A 17,436-nucleotide genomic window follows, 5' to 3' on the forward strand; every position below is an offset into this window, starting at 1 on the left:
GGCCTCCCTGTAAAAGCCGCGAAACTTAACACACGCGTCACGTACCAAGGATGGCATTGCGGCATAGCCACCCTTGCATTCCGGCATGTCCTGAAGACAGTGCGGGACAGTACGTACGCTTTCCGCACCACGCTGACGCGCTGCGGGCTGAAACCGTGGGCTGCCACCCTAACGCGGCGGCGGTGAAGAACAGACTTTGCAAGCGTCAATGATTTGCGTCGATCAATGCACGCAACTCGGCCGGGTTATGTGCGATCGCAGCGGCACCGGCGGCGCGCAGTTCGGCTTCGTCGCCGAAGCCCCACAACACGCCGATGCTATGGATACCGTGGTGAGTAGCGCCATCGATATCCATGCGGCGGTCGCCGATCATCACGCAGCCGGTTTTTTCGATCTGCAAACGGCGCAATGCTTCGGCGATCAGGTCCGGCTTGAAGCGACGCTCGCCGTCTTCGCTGGCGCCGATCACGTTCTCGAAGCACGCACCGAAGGGCAGATGCTCGACGATACGGCGCGCGTAGCGCTCGTTCTTCGAGGTGACCACCGCCAGGCGATGGCCGGCGCGCTGCAGGTCGATGACGACCTCACCGATACCGTTGAACACGCTGAGTTCGGTCCAGCCCACCGCGTCGTAGCGCGCGCGGTAGGCGGCCAAGGTGCGCTGCACCAGCTCCGGATCATCCGGAAAGCATTCGGTGAAACTGTCGCGCAGCGGCGGGCCGATCCAGGCGCGCAGGGTTTGCGGCGACGGACGCGGCTGGCCCACCTCGTCGAAGGCATGCACGATGCTACCGACGATGCCCGGTTCCGAATCGACCAGGGTGCCATCCAGATCGAAGAACAGCGTGGCTGCACTCACTTACCGCGCGCCTCGAGTGCGGCCACCGCCGGCAGGGTCTTGCCTTCCAGGAACTCCAGGAACGCGCCGCCGCCGGTGGAGATGTAGGTGACGTCCTTGGCGATGTCGTACTTGTCCACGGCCGCCAGGGTGTCGCCACCGCCGGCAATCGAAAACGCCTTGGAGCTGGCGATCGCACGCGCCAGGGTTTCGGTGCCATGGCTGAAGGGCTCGAATTCGAACACGCCCACCGGCCCGTTCCACACCACGGTGCCGGCGCTGGCGATCAGCTCGGCGTAGCGCTTGGCGGTCTGCGGGCCGATATCCAGAATCAGATCGTCGGCCTCCACGGCATCGAGCGACTTCACGGTGGCCTGCGCATCGGGCAGGAACTGCTTGGCGACCACCACATCGGTGGGCAACGGAATCTCCGCGCCGCGCAGCTTGGCATCGGCCACGATCTGGTTGGCGGTGGGAATCAGGTCCGGCTCGTTCAAGGACTTGCCCACGTCATGCCCGGCTGCGGCGATGAAGGTGTTGGCGATGCCGCCACCGACGATCAGCTGGTCGACCTTGTTGACCAGGTTGGACAGCAGCTCCAGCTTGGTGGAGACCTTGCTGCCGGCCACGATCGCCAGCAGCGGCTTGGCCGGGTTGTCCAGCGCCTTGGCCAGCGCATCGAGCTCGGCCATCAACAGCGGACCGCCTGCGGCCACCGGGGCAAAACGGATCACCCCATGCGTGGAGGCCTGCGCGCGATGCGCGGTACCGAACGCGTCCATGACGAACACATCGCATAGCGCGGCGTACTTGCGCGACAGGGTCTCGTCGTCCTTGCCCTCGCCGACATTCATGCGGCAGTTTTCCAGCAGCACCACCTGGCCCGGCGCCACCTCGACCCCGTCGATCCAGTCACTCACCAGCGGCACGTCCACGCCCAGCAGCGCGCTCAAGCGCGCGGCCACCGGCGCCAGCGAATCTTCTTCGGTCCAGCTGCCTTCCTTGGGGCGGCCCAGGTGCGACGTCACCATCACTGCGGCGCCCTTTTCCAGCGCCAGCTTGATGGTGGGCACCGAGGCGGTGATGCGCTGTTCGGAGGTGATCTGGCCGTTGTCGATCGGCACGTTGAGATCCTGGCGGATCAGCACGCGCTTGCCGGAGAGATCGAGGTCGGTCATGCGGACAATGGACATGGGGTCAGCTCGCTAGGTCTGGGGAATGGAGAATCAGGAATGGGGAATCGAAGAAGCCGCCAGTGCGCAGAGCGCTGACTTCTGCGCGCTGCGCAGGTAGGTGGCTTGGTTGGGGTAGCCGTTGCACGCTGCCGTTGCGTCCCCGTGCAGATCGCTGGGATCGCACATTGCCTGTCACGCATGTCGCTGCCAACACGGCTGGCGACGCGGACGGTGGTCGGTCGAAGACGACGGGCAATGCGGATGCCTTGGCGACGGGGGACGCCCATTGTCGGACCTTCGCGCCGCAGCGGCAAACCGCCGTGCGGCGCACCTCGTTATCAGGCGTTGCGATTGGCCGCCGAGCTACGCAGCAGACTCACTGCGAAACCGCCGACCAGCAAGGCGCCGCCGACCAGCAGGCCCCAGAGCAACCAGCGCTTCCAGTCGCGCGGCGTGGTGGCCGGCTGCAATGCTGCATCGCCAGCCAGCGGCTGTGCCTGCGCGGCGACGCTGGCCCGGGCCGGTTGCCACTGCGCACCGCGCTCGCGACGTAGCGCCTGCAGCATCGAGGCCAGCGGCGCTTCACCACGTTGCACACGCGCGCTGCCGGCAACCACTGCGTATGGCGGCTGGCCCTGCGCGAGAAACATCACCCGCTCCGGCTGGTAACCCACACGCAGGGTCGGCACTGCGGTGCTGCGCCCTTGTGCGGCGAGCAGCCGCCACTGACGGTCGCGCACCGGTGCGGACAGCACTTGCGGCGGCGAGGCGGCCGCAGCGCCATTACCCAGACGATAGGCCAACCACGGCCCGGCCCGACGCTGCCACGGCACATCGTCGGCATCGCGGCTTTCCACGATCCATTCGACCGCTTCGGCCTGACCACCGCCGACATCGATCTGAGTGATCGGAAAGCGCCCCGGCAGGACGTAGACCACGGCTGCGTCCTGCGCAGTGCCCGGTAGCTCCAGCCAGTGCGAGTGGGTGGGCGCGGCGATGCCGTCCAGTTCTGCATCGACCACACGCAAGGCCGGCAACTCGCCCGACACCGGCACGATGCGCAGATAACGAGCGCCCTCGTCCAATGCGATGCGCCGTTGCTGCAGGCGCTGGGCCTGATTGTCCAGCGCCATCACGGTGGCGTCGGAAGCGAGCACGCGCCAGTCGCGTAGATCGTCGCTGCCCTCCACGCGTAGTTGGGCTTGCACCGGCGTGTTGCCGTCCCAGTCCAGCCACAGCGCACGCACACGATCGCGCAATGCGCTGGCATCGATCAGCCAACTGCCGCCGGCGCCCGCTGCTGCCGATGTGCCGGTCGCAAAGCGGCCTTCCAGCCGGCGCACCGCGCCACTGGCATCGCGCTCGGCAATCAGCTGCAGATCGCCGTTGGCAGGCGCCGCACCCGCCGGCAATGCAAACAACGGCAAGCGTTGCCGGCGTGGCGCGACGGCTGGCGCTGCGTCCACGGCGAGTAATGCGCTCGGCACTTCCTCGCCACGCGCATCGATCACGGTGACATCGCGTAGTGCTGCGTCATGGGCGCTGCGATAGAGCGCATCGTTCAAGCTCAGCTGGTACATGCCGGCATCCGAGCCGGTCACCTGCAACGGCCATTGCTGACGATAGTCCTGGCGCACATCGGCCGCCTGCGCCATCAGCGGCACCAGCAGCAGCCATCCCCATTGCCTCGCTTTCATGCCTGATCCTTTTCGACGCCATCGTCTGCGACAGCAGGTTCTTCCGCAACCGCCTGACGCGGCGGCGCCGGTGCCAGATAGCCCACCACGGTGCACAACAGGCCATAGGCCATGAATGAGCCGATGCCGAGCAAGTTGCCCAGATGCTGGCGATCGACCAGGACCAGCTTGGCCAACACCAGACCCATCAACAACGCCCCACCCAGCCACAGCCCCCGCTGGCCGCGACGCGAGCCGATCACCCAGCCCAGCACGCCCAGCACGCTCCACACGATGGTGAGGCTGGTCTGCGACAAGGTGGCATTGATCAAGGACCCATCCCACGCCACGCCACCCCAGTGATGCACGCTGTGCAAGGTGCTGCCGGTGATCAACACCCAGCCCAGCACGCCCAGCGCGGTCACACGCCAGCGTTGCAAGGCCAATGGTGCCCGCGTGGACCATGCCCAGCGCGCCAGCAAGGCAAGCACGGCCAGTTGCGCCAGCTCGGCCGGGTTGAGCACGGGCAGCCACGGCAATGGCGCGGCGCTCACCGGATCCAGCAACACGATCAACCAACCGATGCCCAGCACAGCGAACACACAGCTCAGCAAGGCGGTGCGCGCAGGGTCGAAGCTTGCCCCTTGCGGCCACGCCAGCCATGGCCAACGCAGCAGCCCCACGGCCGCCACCGCAAGCCAGGGCGCGGCGAGCAAAGCGCAGCGCCAGCCATTGGCGAGCACGAAGTCATCGGCCAACCAGGCCGCGCCCAACGACACCACCAACGGCCACAGCAGCCACCAGATGAACTGCGCGGCCACGGCGCCAGCACCATGCTGCATGCGCAGGCACCACAGCGCGCGTGCACCGGCCACGGCGAACGCCAGCCAGGCCAACGCGCCCCAATGTGCGAACGGCTGGGTATGCGCATGGCTCTGCCACAGGGCCAGCGGCACGGTCAGCGCCAGCCCGGACATCACCGTCCACACCAACGCCGTTGCCGGGCGACGACGATGGACTTCGGCCGCCATCCACAGCGTAAGCGCCACAAAGCCCAGCAGCAGATCCGGTTCGCTGCGCAGATCGCCAGCAAAACTGAAGATCTCGTGCACGCCGCAGAACGCCCACCAGCCCAGCCCCCACACGTACGCAACCAGCGCACGCCGTGGCTGCCCTGCATCGCGCAGGAACCAGGCACTGGCGCAGCCGGCAATGGCAAGCAGCAAGGTGCTCATGCAGGTGGCATTGGCAATGGCCATCACGTCGTAACGCCACGCATCCACGCCGAAGGCGACGCCGACCGCCGCAAACAACTGCAGCGCCACACCGCTGAACTGCGAGATGCGTCGCTGCTGCCGCAAGCCCAGCCACAACAAACCCACCCCTTCGAGCGCGAACACGCTGGCGGTGGCGCGCGCCGACAATGCCAACGGCACCGCCAGCGTCGCAAAACCCACCGCCAGCATCGCGTGCGCTTCGCCCAGCAAGCGCGTGGAGGCACGGCGCAGCAGCCAGCTCGCCAGACCTGCATACAGCACCGCCACGGCCAGCGCGCACAAGGCCAGCGGCAATCGATCGCCTTCCAATAGACGCGCCTGCAACGCAAAGGCCACCAGCGGTGTGCCGAACAACAGGCTGCCATCGATGACCTTGCCCGCGCTGCCATCGCCACGCCGCGCATGCAGCACCGGAATCGCCACATACATGGCGAAGAACAACAGCAGGAACGGTTCGGTACTGGCGAATTTTGCCGGGCTGTATTGCAGTGCGCCCCACAGCGTGCCGATGCCGAAGGTGAAGGCGAATCCGAGCAGATTCAGCACCCGCCACGGGCGCGTCCAGGCGATCGCCACAATGCCGGCGTTGAGCACGGCGTAATACGAAAACAGCGCAACATGATTGCCGGTGCCGGTGGAGAGCCAGATCGGCGCGAGGAAGCCCGCCAACACACCGAGTACTGCCAGCGTGCGCGAATCCTGCACCACCGCCAGCACGCACATGCCGGCAATCAGCACCACGCTGATCCCCATCGCCAGACCTGCGCCGAGCAACCCGTACAACTTGAAGGCCGCGAACACGGTCAACAACAACCCGCCGATGGCGCCGCCCTGCAAGGCCAATGCAAAGCCCGGCCGCTGCAGCCGCTGTTTCCAGCCGAATACCAGGCCGGCGAGCGCCAGCACGCTGATCCCGGCCAGCCGCAGCTCGACCGGCATGCGCATCCAACCCTGGTCGCTGGCGTACTTCAACAACGACGCCACACCGGCCAACAACACCAGCATGCCGACCTTGACCGGCACATTGCCTTCGGTGAACCAGCGCTTCACTGCGCCTGCGGTACGCGAGATCGGGCCGGGTTCGGATGGGATGTAGTGCGGTTGCTGCTGTGGCTCAGCCTGCGCAGGCGCAGTGGACGAAATCGGCGCATCGCCTGCGCTACGCGCTGCCGAAGACGCTGGAGCTTCTGCCGGCAATGATGGCGGCATCGTCACGACAGACACCGGTGCAGCTTGCAGGTCTGCTGCGCGAGGCGAGTCGGGCTCGCCAAATGTAGACACACCGACATCGGATGCGTCTTGCTGCGGCTCCCACGTCCTGAAAGGCGTTGGCATTGGGGTATGCACTGCTGCCGCATCCGCGGCCCCTGCCCCGACTCCGCTGGCCTGCCACTGCGCAAGCCGCTGCTCCAGTGAATCCACGCGTCGCCGCAACCCGGCAATCCACACCAGTGCGATCACCAATCCCACCGGCAACGCAAGCAGAAACAGCACTACCAGCCCGATCATCGTTTCCAACGCAGCAACCCCCTGAGTCGGCATCCGGCCGAATGCGCGAACCATACAGGCTCAGGACGCGTCTGGGCAGCCAAGCCGGGGGGAAAGCCCTGCAACGCGATGACGTCAGCAGCTCCGGGACGCAATGGCTGCACGTACGCAAGCGCGCCAAAAAAAACGCCCGGAGAACCGGGCGTTTCAAACTTATTCGCGGTAGCCGCTGTCGTTCTTGTTATGGATGATCCAGATCAAGTTGCCGCCGGTATCCATCGACTTGCCAGCGAAGACCAGACGGCCCTGGCCCTTGTAGGCCATCTCGTACCGGTAACGGTCGCCGCCGAAGAAAAACGGAATGAACGCCTTGCCAGTCACGTACGAACCCTGGTCATTCGGCTGCCCGATCAGATCGGTCACCTGCTTCATCGGCATGCCGATCTGCAACTGGGTGAACTTGCTGCCCGGCGCAGGCTTGCCGGTGATCTCGCCTTCGTAATCGTTGACGCCCTTGACGGTCTCACCGTAGCCCGCCTCGACATCGGAAGACTTGATCACTTCACCATCGGCATTCATCCAGGCCGGCGTACCGCTCTGCTTTTTCGCCGCCCAGCTGTTCAACGGAGCCGAAACCGCAATCACCACACCGAGCGCCAATGCGCCCGCCAGAAATTTATTCATCGTTATGTTCTCTCGATCCATGGAGTTCCCCGATCCTTCGTACACGACACGGGAACGGCCGCCGTGCGCGCAAATTAGCGCACGTGAGCCTCTCAAAGTCCACATCTTGTACTGGCGACGAAGCGGTGACGGCGCATGTCCACATCACATTCCGACAGACAAAAAACGAAAGGCCCCGGCATGCCGGGGCCTTCAACGCGTCGCCTGAGCGCGCGATTTACTTCGCCACAACCCGCACCATTTCCAGGCACTTGTTGGAATAGCCCCACTCGTTGTCGTACCAGGACACCAGCTTGACGAAGGTGGAATCCAGGGCGATGCCGGCGTCGGCGTCGAACACCGAGGTGCAGGTTTCGCCGCGGAAATCGGTGGCCACGACCTTGTCTTCGGTGTAGCCCAGCACGCCCTTCAAGGCGCCTTCGCTCTGCGCCTTCACTTCGGCGCAGATCTCGGCGTAGGTGGCCGGCTTTTCCAGTTCGACGGTGAGGTCGACCACCGAGACGTCGGATGTCGGCACGCGGAAGCTCATGCCGGTCAGCTTCTTGTTGAGCTCGGGAATCACCACGCCCACGGCCTTGGCAGCACCGGTGGAGGACGGAATGATGTTCTCCAGGATGCCGCGCCCACCGCGCCAATCCTTGTTCGACGGGCCGTCCACGGTCTTCTGCGTTGCCGTGGCCGCATGCACGGTGGTCATCAGGCCGCGCTTGATGCCCCACTTGTCGTTGATCACCTTGGCCAACGGCGCCAGGCAGTTGGTGGTGCACGAGGCGTTGGAGACGATGGCTTCGCCCTTGTAGGTCTTGTCGTTGACGCCGAACACGAACATCGGCGTGTCGTCCTTGGACGGTGCCGACAGGATCACCTTCTTGGCGCCCGCGTCGATGTGCTTCTGCGCGGTTTCCTTGGTCAGGAACAGGCCGGTGGACTCGATCACCACCTCGGCACCGACGGCATCCCACTTGAGGTTGGCCGGGTCGCGTTCCTGGGTCAGACGGATCTTGTTGCCGTTGACGATCAGCGTGTTGCCGTCGACCGATACATCGGCCTTGAAGCGGCCATGCACCGAATCGTATTGCAGCATGTAGGCCAGATAGTCGGGCTCGAGCAGGTCATTGATGGCCACGATCTCGATGTCATTGCCGAAGTTCTGCACCGCAGAGCGCAGCACGTTGCGGCCGATGCGACCGAATCCGTTGATGCCAACCTTGATTGCCATGTTCACTAGCTCCTGCGGCCGCGACAGCGCGGCGGATGGAAAGGGACGGCCATTCTAGCAGCGTCGCACTCGCGCAGCCGTGCGCTTGAATGCTGCGCAGTACAGCGTGCAAAGACGTTGTGGTCAGGTGCAGCCGCACCCATCGCAGGCATCCCCGAACCACTGCCGGTAGACGCAGTGCCGACCCTGGATATCTGCGCTCGCTGCATGCGCGATGCACGGCCAAGTTGCAGCGAGAGACCTGCTGATCCAGCGCCAGCATGCACCGCACTGGCAGCGGGCTCGGCAATAGCCTGTGTCCTTCAAGAAGGCACCGGCGTATCGCTCTCACATGGGCATCCGCACGCGTTGCTCAGCGCTCGACGCTCGGCACAACGAACAACTCTCTGCACAACAGGCAAAACCTAAAGAGGGTCAGAAATCATCATTAAATAATTTACTTTCAATGACTTAGAAATACCCGATATACGCCATACAGCATACTAAAGACTATGCCGAACAGCAGAATTTCGGCGCTCCGTGGATTTCGATACTGGCCCTGCCTGCTGAGGCACCCATCAATCACAACGGAGATTCCCCATGCGTCGCACCCTTCTCTCTCTGGTTCTGGCTCTGGCCGCCACCCCGGCGCTGGCTGGCGGCGTGATGCATTACACCGAAAAGGCAACGCTGCCCGCCGATGGCGAAGCGCGCGAAGTGGCTGCACTGTTCGACACCTGGAACGCGGCGCTGGCCACCGGCAACCCGCACAAGGTTGCCGATCTGTACGCACCGGACGGTGTGCTGCTGCCGACCGTCTCCAACGAAGTGCGCGCTTCGCGGGCGCAGATCGAAAAGTACTTCGAGATGTTCCTGACCAAGAAGCCGCAGGGCGTCGTCAACTACCGCACCGTGCGCGTACTCGATGAAGACAGCGCAGTGGATGCCGGCGTCTACACCTTCACGCTGACCGACAAGGACGGCAAGAAGAGCAAGGTGCAGGCGCGCTACACCTTCGTGTACGAAAAGCGCGACGACAAGTGGCTGATCATCAACCACCACAGCTCGGCGATGCCGGAAGTGGATGCGCCCAAGGTCGCCAAGGTCAAGTAAGTGCTCGATCCCTGCAGCCATCCGCTCGCTGCCCGCTCCATCGCGCCTGGCGCAAGCGTCGGCGTTCCTACCCCGCTGCCGCTTGCGCCAGGCGCATCGCGTTGCACCTCAGACGCGATGCGCCGGTGCGATCACCGCCACGGCGCGCACCGCTGTTGTCAATGCCAGCTCCTGCTCACACCGCTGCTTGACCTACAGCGTCATCGCGCCAACGGATTGATCAGGATCAAGGCAGCCCTCGGGCAAACCCACAAGACTTACTCCATCTTCTGCACACAACGAGAATTTCTATGCGCATGCGCTCTACCCTTCTGCTCGCCGGCCTGGCCGCCAGCTTTGCCAGCGTCCCCGCATTGGCTCAATCCAAAGGCGACTGGACGGTTGCCGTCGGCGCCCACCAGGTCGCGCCCAAATCCGATAACGGCCGTCTGGTCGGCGGCACGCTCGAAGCAGACGTCGGCAAGGACATCAAGCCGACCTTCACTGCGGAATACTTCATCGCCGACAACCTGGGCATCGAAGTTCTGGCTGCGCTGCCGTTCGAGCACGACATCGCGCTCCGCGGCATGGGGCGCGTCGGCAGCACCAAGCATCTGCCGCCGGTGATTTCGCTGCAGTACCACTTCAACAGCCAGGGCAAGCTCTCGCCGTTCGTTGGCGCGGGTATCAATTACACCCGTTTCTTCAGCACCGACACCCGCGGCGCACTGGCCGGCAGCGATCTGGAACTGGAAGATTCCTGGGGCCTGGCCCTGCATGCAGGCGTGGACTACAAGCTCAGCGACCGCGGCGCCCTGCGCGTGAACCTGCGTTGGATCGATATCGACACCGAAGCCAGCCTCGATGGCAACCGCATCGGCACGGTCAACATCGACCCGCTGGTCTATGGCGTGGCGTACGTGCACCGGTTCTGATCCACTGCGTGGGCGGTGCATCTCTGGCACACTGGGCGTCCAGGGACGTGCATCCACCGCCGGAGTTGCGGACAGGTTGGTCACGTCGACCGCCTGTCCGACCTACCGGGGATTCCATGAGCATGCTGATCCGTACCGCCCTCGCCATCGCACTGGCCGCTTCGGCCACACCCGCCCTTGCACAGTCGGCCGGCCACTGGACGACCGGCTACGGTGCCGGCTATGTCTCGCCCAAATCCGACAGCGGCACCTTCGGCGGCACACGTGCCGAGATCAAGGGCGCACCGGCGCTGTCGTTCACCTACGAATACTTCATCCGCAACAATCTCGGCATCGAGGTGCACGCTGCCGTGTCGGGCAAGCACGATCTGGAACTCGACGGTATCGGCAAGGTGGGGAGCTACTGGTCGGTGCCGCCGAGCGTGCTATTGCAGTACCACATCAACGGCTACGGCACGGTCTCGCCGTTCGTGGGTGTGGGCATCAACTACACCACCTTTCTCGGTGAAGACGTCGATGATGCATTCGGCAATGGCGATCTGAGCTTCGACGATTCGGTGGGTGCCACCGCGCACGTCGGCGTGGACTTCATCTTCAGCGACCGCAGCGGCTTGCGCGTGGATGCGCGCTGGACCGGCTCGCAAAGCAACGTCGACTTCAACGGCGCGCGGCTGGGCAAGGCGAAGATCGATCCGCTGACCTATGGCGTGTCCTACCTGGTGTACTTCTGATCGTATTGCAGACGCCACGCTGAGGCGTGGCCGTCGTGCGACCGGGACGGCCATCAAACCGTCCCAAAGCGATGCGTACAATTACGGGATGAAGACTTTCTCCCCTTATGTTGTCGTTCTTGCTGCCGCCGTTGCGGCACTCCAGCCCATCGCCGCATTCGCCTGGGGCCCGCAGGGTCACCGCTTGGTGGCGCGCGTTGCAGAAACCGAACTGACGCCGCAAGCGCGTGCGCAGGTGGCGCAATTGCTCGCAGGCGAGTCGAATCCGAGCCTGGCCGGGGTCGCGACCTGGGCCGATGAACTGCGCGAACACGATCCGGATCTGGGCAAGCGCTCCGGGCCCTGGCATTACGTCAACCTGGGCGAACACGAGTGCGGCTACGTGCCGGCGCGCGACTGCCCGGATGGCAATTGCGTGATCGCCGCGCTCGAGCAGCAAACCGCGTTGCTTGCCGATCGCAGCCAGCCGTTGGACGTGCGTCGGCAGGCATTGAAGTTCGTGGTGCATTTTGTCGGCGACATCCATCAGCCCATGCATGCCGGCTACGCGCACGACAAGGGCGGCAACACGTTCCAGCTGCAGGTCGATGGCAAGGGCAGCAACCTGCATGCGCTGTGGGACAGCGGCATGCTCAACGACAGCCACCTCAGCGACGATGCGTATCTGCCACGTCTGCTGGCGTTGCCGGCTGCAGCTGCAATGTCTCCGGCGCTGCCGCCGCCCGCTGCTGCCTGGGCGCAGGCGTCGTGCAAGATCGCGATCACGCCGGGCGTGTATCCGAGCGAGCATGTAGTGCCGGATAACTACATCGCTACCTATCGTCCGATCGCCGAGACGCAATTGCGGCTTGCCGGCGACCGACTCGCCGCCGTGCTCAATGCGGCGCTGGCCGCCCCCTGAGATGGAGACGCCGATGCAGCCCGAAGTCCTTGCGTTCTTCCACGCCGACAGCAACACCTTCACCTATGTGGTCGCCGATGCGGCAACCGGTGCAGCGGCGGTGATCGACCCGGCGCTGGACTATGCGGCCGACACCGGCGAGGTCAGGACGCACGCCGCGCAGGGCATCGTCGATGCCATCGCCGAACACGGCTGGCAGGTGCACTGGCTGCTGGAAACCCATGCGCATGCCGATCACCTGTCTGCCGCGCAATGGCTCAAACAACACTGGCCACAAGCGCGCATCGGCATCGGCGAAGGCATTCGGGATGTGCAACAGACGCTTGCGCCCCATTACGCATTGCCGGAAGGTTTTCGCGCCGATGGCTCGCAGTTCGATCACCTGTTCGCCGATGACGAACGCTTCCGGCTCGGCAGCATCCAGGCGCGCGTCATCGCGGTGCCCGGGCATACCAGCGACAGCATTGCGTATCTGATCGGCGATGCGCTGTTTCCCGGCGATTCGTTGTTCATGCCCGACGCGGGCACGGCGCGCTGCGATTTTCCCGGTGGCGATGCGCGGCAATTGTTTGCCTCGATCCAGCGCCTGTATGCGCTGCCGGAAGACACGCGTGTGTTCGTCTGCCACGACTACGGCCCAGGCGGTCGCGCTGTGGCGCATCAGACCAGCATTGGCGAACAGCGGCGCCGCAATATCCATGTGCGCGATGGCGTCGAGATCGAGGCGTTCGTGGCGCAGCGGCAGGCGCGCGATGCCACCTTGCCCGAGCCCAAGCTGATCCGGCCGGCACTGCAGGCCAATCTCCAGGCTGGCCGACGCGGTGGCGTGGTTCGGTAACGTTCCAGTGTGGTCGCCACGCGGCGCACGGGGTGCAACCGCTATGATCGGTCTCTGACCCTGCTGGAGCTTACCCATGCGCACGATCGGTTTTTGGCAGCGCGCGTTCTGCGTGCTGGTGCTCGCCCTGCCCGTCCTGGCCACTGCGCAGACTGCACCGGTGACGGTGTTTGCCGCAGCAAGCCTGAAGGAATCCATGGACGAGGCCGCAGCCGCTTACGAAAAGGCGACCGGCACGCCGGTACGCGTGTCGTATGCCGCCAGCTCCGCACTGGCGCGCCAGATCGAGCAAGGCGCACCGGCAGACGTGTTCTTCTCGGCCGATCTGGAATGGATGGATTATCTGCAGCAGCGCGGCCTGGTGCTGCCGGCGCAGCGCCACAACCTGCTCGGCAATACGCTGGTGTTGATCGCCCCGGCCACCAGCAAGCTGCGCGTGGACCCGAGCAAACCTGGCGAGATTGCCAAGGCGCTCGGCGACAGCGGCCGGTTGGCGGTTGGCCAGACCACCAGCGTGCCGGCCGGCAAATACGCCGCCGCATCGCTGCGCAAACTCGGCCAGTGGGACGGTTTGAGCAACCGCCTGGCCGAGTCGGAAAGCGTGCGTGCGGCGCTGATGCTGGTCTCGCGTGGCGAGGCGCCGCTGGGCATCGTGTACGGCTCTGACGCACGCGCCGACCCCAAGGTACGCGTGGTCGCCACGTTCCCCGACGACAGCCACGATGCGATCGTGTATCCGGTCGCTGCGTTGAAGAACAGCAGCAATCCCGACACCGTCAAGTTCGTGCAATGGCTGAGCAGCAAGCCGGCCAAGGCGATCTTCACCCGCCGCGGTTTTTCGTTGACCGATTGAGGCGCGCCGTTGTCGATGTTCACCCCGCAAGAGCTGACCGCGATCGGCTTGAGTCTCAAGGTCGCGATCGTTGCCGCCATCGCCAGCCTGCCGCCGGGTATTGCCTGCGGTTGGTTGCTGGCGCGGCGGCGCTTTCCGGGCAAGGCCCTGTTGGACGCGTTGCTGCACTTGCCCTTGGTGATGCCGCCGGTGGTCACCGGCTACGCGCTGCTGGTGGTGCTGGGCACGCAGGGGCCGGTCGGTAGCTGGCTGCTGGAGTACTTCGGTGTGCAGTTCGCGTTCCGTTGGACCGGCGCGGCGCTGGCATGCGCGGTGATGGGCTTTCCATTGATGGTGCGCGCCATTCGCCTGTCCATCGAAGCCACAGACCGCCGCCTGGAAGCCGCCGCTGCCACGCTCGGCGCCGGTCCGTGGCGGGTGTTCTTCAGCATCACCTTGCCGCTGGCCTGGCCGGGTCTGGTCGCTGGCACGGTGCTGGCCTTCGCCAAGGCCTTGGGCGAGTTCGGCGCCACCATCACCTTCGTCTCCAATATCCCTGGCGAAACCCAGACCTTGTCGTCGGCCATCTACGGCTTGATGCAGGTGCCGGGCATGGAATCGGGCGTGTGGCGGCTGGCCGGAGTTGCATTGGCGATCTCGCTGGCGGCGCTGCTGTTGTCCGAGTGGCTGGTGCGCAGGCCGCATCCGCGTGAGGAAGACTGATGCTGGACATCGATCTGCAGTTGCAGCGCGGCAACTTCCAGCGCCACATCCGGATTCAGGACGCCGCCCGCGTGGTGGCCTTGGTCGGCCCGTCCGGTGCCGGCAAGACCACCGTGCTCAACGCGATCGCCGGGCTGGTGCAACCGCAGGCCGGGCATATCCGCATCGATGGGCGGTGTCTGTACGACGCCCGGCAAGGCGTGGACCTGCCTACGCACAAGCGCAGCATCGGCTATGTCTTTCAGGATGCGCGGCTGTTTCCGCATCTGGATGTGCGCCGCAATCTGCGTTACGGCCGGCATGCGCGTGGCGCGGCGCCGTTCGGTTTCGATGATGTGGTGGCATTGCTGGGAATTGCGCCGTTACTGCAACGCCGGCCGCGCAATTTGTCAGGTGGCGAAGCGCAACGCGTGGCGATCGGCCGCGCCTTGTTGTCGCAACCGGCGATTCTATTGTTCGACGAGCCCTTGTCTGCGCTGGATCAGGCGCGCCGCGAAGAGTTGATTCCCTACCTGCAGCGCGTGCGCGACGAGATCCGTCTGCCGATGTTGTACGTGAGCCACAATCCCGACGAAGTGCAGCGCATTGCCGACAGCGTACATGTGCTGGAGTAAACGCAGCCGGCAGGGTTGGTGCGTTGCGTCCACACGCTGACGCAAGGCCTGCGTCAGCGTGCAACCTTGCCGGTGCGCACGCTGACCTTGCCCTGCCGCACCTCGAAGGTGAATGCGAACGACAGCGTCACCGGCACCGGTTCTTCGTCGGTTGCGCCGCGGCAGTCGTCCAGCGCCGCCGGTTGTGCCACACCAGGCGCACCGGTTGTGCCACACCAGGCGCACCGGTTGTGCCACACCAGGCGCAAACGTGCACATCGCGGCCGGCACGAACTGCCATTGCTGCACCGTGGTACGCACCGCCTGCACCAGATCGGCATTGCCCGGCAGCAGACCGGCCGCGCATTCGTCGCGGTCGGACATCGGATCGACGCGCTGCACCGCGCCGTCGGCGGTCAGGATCACATGCGCGCACACGGTGGTCGGCGGCAAGCTCTGCCGTGGCGAATCGGCCGGCAGCACCGGCGCCGCGCTGCGCAGCGCGCGCGGCATGCGGAAGCGTTGTGTCGGCGCCAGCGTATAAGGCTGGATCGAAGAATCGCCCTCGCCTCCCGACTGCGCGCTCAGCATGCGCTGGTCCACCGAATCTTCGCGCTGGCTGCGCTGCTGTTCCTGCACACGTAGCGTTGCGCATGCGCCAAGCGACAGCGCCAGGAATGCGGCGCAGATCTGAGCACCTCTCATCACAGCGCCTCCTGTAACGCGCAGCCTGGCAACGCGCAACCGGCAAGGCGCTCGGAGGGTGGCGCATGCGATCGTGCAGCGCTGGGGCTGGCATTGGCGGTCTTGGTCGTTTGCTCAGGCGCATCCAGTTCGAACTTCACCGGCACGCGCACGTTCGATGCAATGGCCTTGCCCTGTGCGTACGCTGGTTTCAGTCGCCATTGGCGCGCTGCATCCAGCACCGCTTGATCGAAGACACCGGCCGGCGTGCTGCGCACGACGGCGATGTGCTGCGGTACGCCGCCTGGGTCGACCTCCATCTGCAGTTCGACAAAGCCCTCGATGCCGCCATCGAACGCAGGTGCAGGATATTTAGGCGGTCGCATCGTGGTGAAATCCGCATACTTCGACTCCCGCATGCGAGTGACACCCGCCGCATCGTTGTCTGCAGGCGCGGCGTAAGGCGCTGCTGCGATACGCGCTGGCTGCAGGGCCCAAGCGGCGGCACTGAGTGTTACCGCGAGCAACAGCACACCCCCACTGCTCCAGCGCGAACGCCTGGCATCTTTCAGTGGCTTGCGCAGCGCTGCAATCCGCTGTGTCAACGGATGCGCCGCAGCCCAATGACAGGCGAGCGGTGTGCACCCAGCACCCAGTTGGGTCTTGAGCATTGCCGTGGCATAGATGCGGCGCTTGCCTGGATGTTGTGCCAGCACGGCCGCATCGCAGGCCAGTTCCTGATCCAGCCGGAACGCACGCCAGGCCAGATGCATCAGCGGGTTGAACCAACCGATGCAGAGCATCAGGGCCGCAAGCAGATTGGCATGCAGATCGCCGCGGCGCAGATGCAGCCGTTCGTGCGCCAGCACCAACGCACGTTCGGCAGCGCAATAGCGCGTAGTGAAATCCGACGGCACCACAATACGTGGGCGCCAGATTCCCAATGATGCCGGCAGCCCGGCGTCATGCGTTGCCGACCACACTGTATTGTCCAACGCGTACAAAGGCCCAAGGCTGCGCACGAAACGATGCTGCCGCCGCCACAGCATGGCTGCCATCAGCGCGGCACCAGTCAGCCACACCGCCAATGCCAGCGTCGTCCACGCAGTAGCACCGTCATGCGCGTTGGAGAGCGCCGGTATGGCAGCAAGCAGCGGCACCTTCAACATCACAGCATCCGACTGGGGGCTTGGCAGCACGGCAGCCAACAAGGCGAGCGGAACGCATGCCCAGATCGCGTACGCCGCCGTTGCACCAAGCCAGCCGCGCAAGGGGCGCCGCAGGAGCAGACAGATCGATAGCGCGGCCGCGGTGTAAAGCGTTGCGCGCAGCAGTAGCGGAACCAATGTGTCAGGGCTCATCGTCCAACTCCTTGATCAGCTTTTTCAATTCCGCGATGTCGGACGCACTGAGCTTTCCGCGCTCGCTGAAATGCGCCACCAATGGCGCCACCCGCCCACCGAATAGTCGTTGCAGCAATCCTTCGCTCTGTTGCTGTACCCACTGCTCGCGTTGCAGCAGCGGGGTATAGAGATATTTGCGCCCGTCTTTCTGCGCGGCGATGGCGCCCTTGTTGAGCAGGCGATTGAGCAGAGTCTTGATGGTCGGCTCGGCCCAATCGGTCTGTGCCAGCGCTGCGACCACCTCTTCTGCCGTGCGCGGAGCACCGTCCCAGAGCACTTGCATCACTACCGCCTCTGCATCGCTGATCGACATCCGATTACATCCGTAATTTTTAATGATTACATGCGTAAACCCAGTGGTTGTCAAG

15 protein-coding genes and 3 pseudogenes are annotated in these 17,436 nt (G+C 64.8%); 8 read left to right on the forward strand and 10 right to left on the reverse strand.

What is annotated here, in order from left to right:
• Nucleotides 1-205 precede the first annotated feature (205 nt).
• The 7 genes and pseudogenes from XcyCFBP4188_RS06740 to gap all read right to left on the reverse strand — a co-directional run bounded on the left by XcyCFBP4188_RS06740 (nucleotide 206) and on the right by gap (nucleotide 8,357).
• A complete protein-coding gene (locus XcyCFBP4188_RS06740) occupies nucleotides 206-859 on the reverse strand; it encodes an HAD family hydrolase (RefSeq protein ID WP_006451414.1) in 654 nt (217 codons plus the stop codon).
• Nucleotides 856-2,031, reverse strand: coding sequence for a phosphoglycerate kinase (locus XcyCFBP4188_RS06745; RefSeq protein ID WP_104591826.1), 1,176 nt, complete (start codon nucleotides 2,029-2,031; stop codon nucleotides 856-858). The genes XcyCFBP4188_RS06740 and XcyCFBP4188_RS06745 overlap by 4 nt, the downstream gene beginning before the upstream one ends.
• A gap of 320 nt (nucleotides 2,032-2,351) precedes the next feature.
• Complete coding sequence (locus tag XcyCFBP4188_RS06755; protein ID WP_006451412.1) at nucleotides 2,352-3,710, reverse strand: DUF3999 domain-containing protein; 1,359 nt, start codon at nucleotides 3,708-3,710, stop codon at nucleotides 2,352-2,354.
• Nucleotides 3,707-6,211, reverse strand: a pseudogene (locus XcyCFBP4188_RS06760) (DUF2339 domain-containing protein); the annotation flags it as partial. The gene XcyCFBP4188_RS06755 and the pseudogene XcyCFBP4188_RS06760, both read right to left, overlap by 4 nt.
• Before the next feature lie 98 nt (nucleotides 6,212-6,309).
• Nucleotides 6,310-6,508: pseudogene (locus XcyCFBP4188_RS23755) on the reverse strand (hypothetical protein); the annotation flags it as partial.
• Nucleotides 6,509-6,667: 159 nt separating this feature from the next.
• Nucleotides 6,668-7,138: a hypothetical protein gene (locus XcyCFBP4188_RS06765; RefSeq protein WP_043909495.1), complete on the reverse strand. Its 471-nt coding sequence runs from the start codon at nucleotides 7,136-7,138 to the stop codon at nucleotides 6,668-6,670.
• Between the two features lie 217 nt (nucleotides 7,139-7,355).
• Complete coding sequence (gap, locus tag XcyCFBP4188_RS06770; RefSeq protein ID WP_006451409.1) at nucleotides 7,356-8,357, reverse strand: type I glyceraldehyde-3-phosphate dehydrogenase; 1,002 nt, start codon at nucleotides 8,355-8,357, stop codon at nucleotides 7,356-7,358.
• A gap of 579 nt (nucleotides 8,358-8,936) precedes the next feature.
• Here gap and XcyCFBP4188_RS06775 point away from each other — a divergent pair.
• The 8 genes from XcyCFBP4188_RS06775 to modC all read left to right on the forward strand — a co-directional run bounded on the left by XcyCFBP4188_RS06775 (nucleotide 8,937) and on the right by modC (nucleotide 15,002).
• Nucleotides 8,937-9,449 (forward strand): SgcJ/EcaC family oxidoreductase, encoded by a 513-nt coding sequence (locus XcyCFBP4188_RS06775; protein WP_104591828.1) that lies wholly within the window; start codon nucleotides 8,937-8,939, stop codon nucleotides 9,447-9,449.
• Between the two features lie 290 nt (nucleotides 9,450-9,739).
• Entirely contained in the window at nucleotides 9,740-10,363 is a 624-nt protein-coding gene (locus XcyCFBP4188_RS06780; RefSeq protein WP_006452853.1) for an OmpW/AlkL family protein, read from the forward strand.
• 116 nt (nucleotides 10,364-10,479) lie between these two features.
• Nucleotides 10,480-11,094: an OmpW/AlkL family protein gene (locus XcyCFBP4188_RS06785; RefSeq protein ID WP_006452856.1), complete on the forward strand. Its 615-nt coding sequence runs from the start codon at nucleotides 10,480-10,482 to the stop codon at nucleotides 11,092-11,094.
• Entirely contained in the window at nucleotides 11,066-11,995 is a 930-nt protein-coding gene (locus XcyCFBP4188_RS06790) for a S1/P1 nuclease (RefSeq protein WP_046933708.1), read from the forward strand. The genes XcyCFBP4188_RS06785 and XcyCFBP4188_RS06790 overlap by 29 nt, the downstream gene beginning before the upstream one ends.
• A gap of 13 nt (nucleotides 11,996-12,008) precedes the next feature.
• Nucleotides 12,009-12,833, forward strand: a complete 825-nt coding sequence (locus tag XcyCFBP4188_RS06795) for an MBL fold metallo-hydrolase (RefSeq protein ID WP_104591848.1) — start codon at nucleotides 12,009-12,011, stop codon at nucleotides 12,831-12,833.
• 76 nt (nucleotides 12,834-12,909) lie between these two features.
• The gene (gene modA / locus XcyCFBP4188_RS06800; protein ID WP_006452859.1) at nucleotides 12,910-13,686 is read left to right on the forward strand and encodes a molybdate ABC transporter substrate-binding protein; all 777 of its coding nucleotides are present in this window, start codon (nucleotides 12,910-12,912) and stop codon (nucleotides 13,684-13,686) included.
• 15 nt (nucleotides 13,687-13,701) lie between these two features.
• Nucleotides 13,702-14,388: a molybdate ABC transporter permease subunit gene (gene modB, locus XcyCFBP4188_RS06805; protein WP_174555997.1), complete on the forward strand. Its 687-nt coding sequence runs from the start codon at nucleotides 13,702-13,704 to the stop codon at nucleotides 14,386-14,388.
• Nucleotides 14,388-15,002 carry a molybdenum ABC transporter ATP-binding protein gene (gene modC, locus XcyCFBP4188_RS06810; protein WP_104591829.1) on the forward strand — a complete coding sequence of 205 codons (615 nt, stop codon included), beginning with the start codon at nucleotides 14,388-14,390 and terminating at the stop codon, nucleotides 15,000-15,002. Before modB ends, modC begins: the two co-directional genes overlap by 1 nt.
• A 53-nt stretch (nucleotides 15,003-15,055) precedes the next feature.
• On the opposite strand, the pseudogene XcyCFBP4188_RS06815 reads toward modC, so the two are convergent.
• The 3 genes and pseudogenes from XcyCFBP4188_RS06815 to XcyCFBP4188_RS06825 all read right to left on the reverse strand — a co-directional run bounded on the left by XcyCFBP4188_RS06815 (nucleotide 15,056) and on the right by XcyCFBP4188_RS06825 (nucleotide 17,381).
• Nucleotides 15,056-15,686 (reverse strand): annotated as a pseudogene (locus XcyCFBP4188_RS06815) (hypothetical protein).
• Nucleotides 15,686-17,026, reverse strand: coding sequence for a TonB family protein (locus XcyCFBP4188_RS06820; RefSeq protein ID WP_104591830.1), 1,341 nt, complete (start codon nucleotides 17,024-17,026; stop codon nucleotides 15,686-15,688). The pseudogene XcyCFBP4188_RS06815 and the gene XcyCFBP4188_RS06820 overlap by 1 nt, the downstream one beginning before the upstream one ends.
• Nucleotides 17,016-17,381 carry a BlaI/MecI/CopY family transcriptional regulator gene (locus XcyCFBP4188_RS06825; protein ID WP_043888927.1) on the reverse strand — a complete coding sequence of 122 codons (366 nt, stop codon included), beginning with the start codon at nucleotides 17,379-17,381 and terminating at the stop codon, nucleotides 17,016-17,018. Before XcyCFBP4188_RS06825 ends, XcyCFBP4188_RS06820 begins: the two co-directional genes overlap by 11 nt.
• Nucleotides 17,382-17,436 lie beyond the last annotated feature (55 nt).

Source organism: Xanthomonas hortorum pv. cynarae, from assembly GCF_002939985.1.
In the GTDB taxonomy this organism is placed as follows: Bacteria; Pseudomonadota; Gammaproteobacteria; order Xanthomonadales; family Xanthomonadaceae; genus Xanthomonas; species Xanthomonas hortorum_D.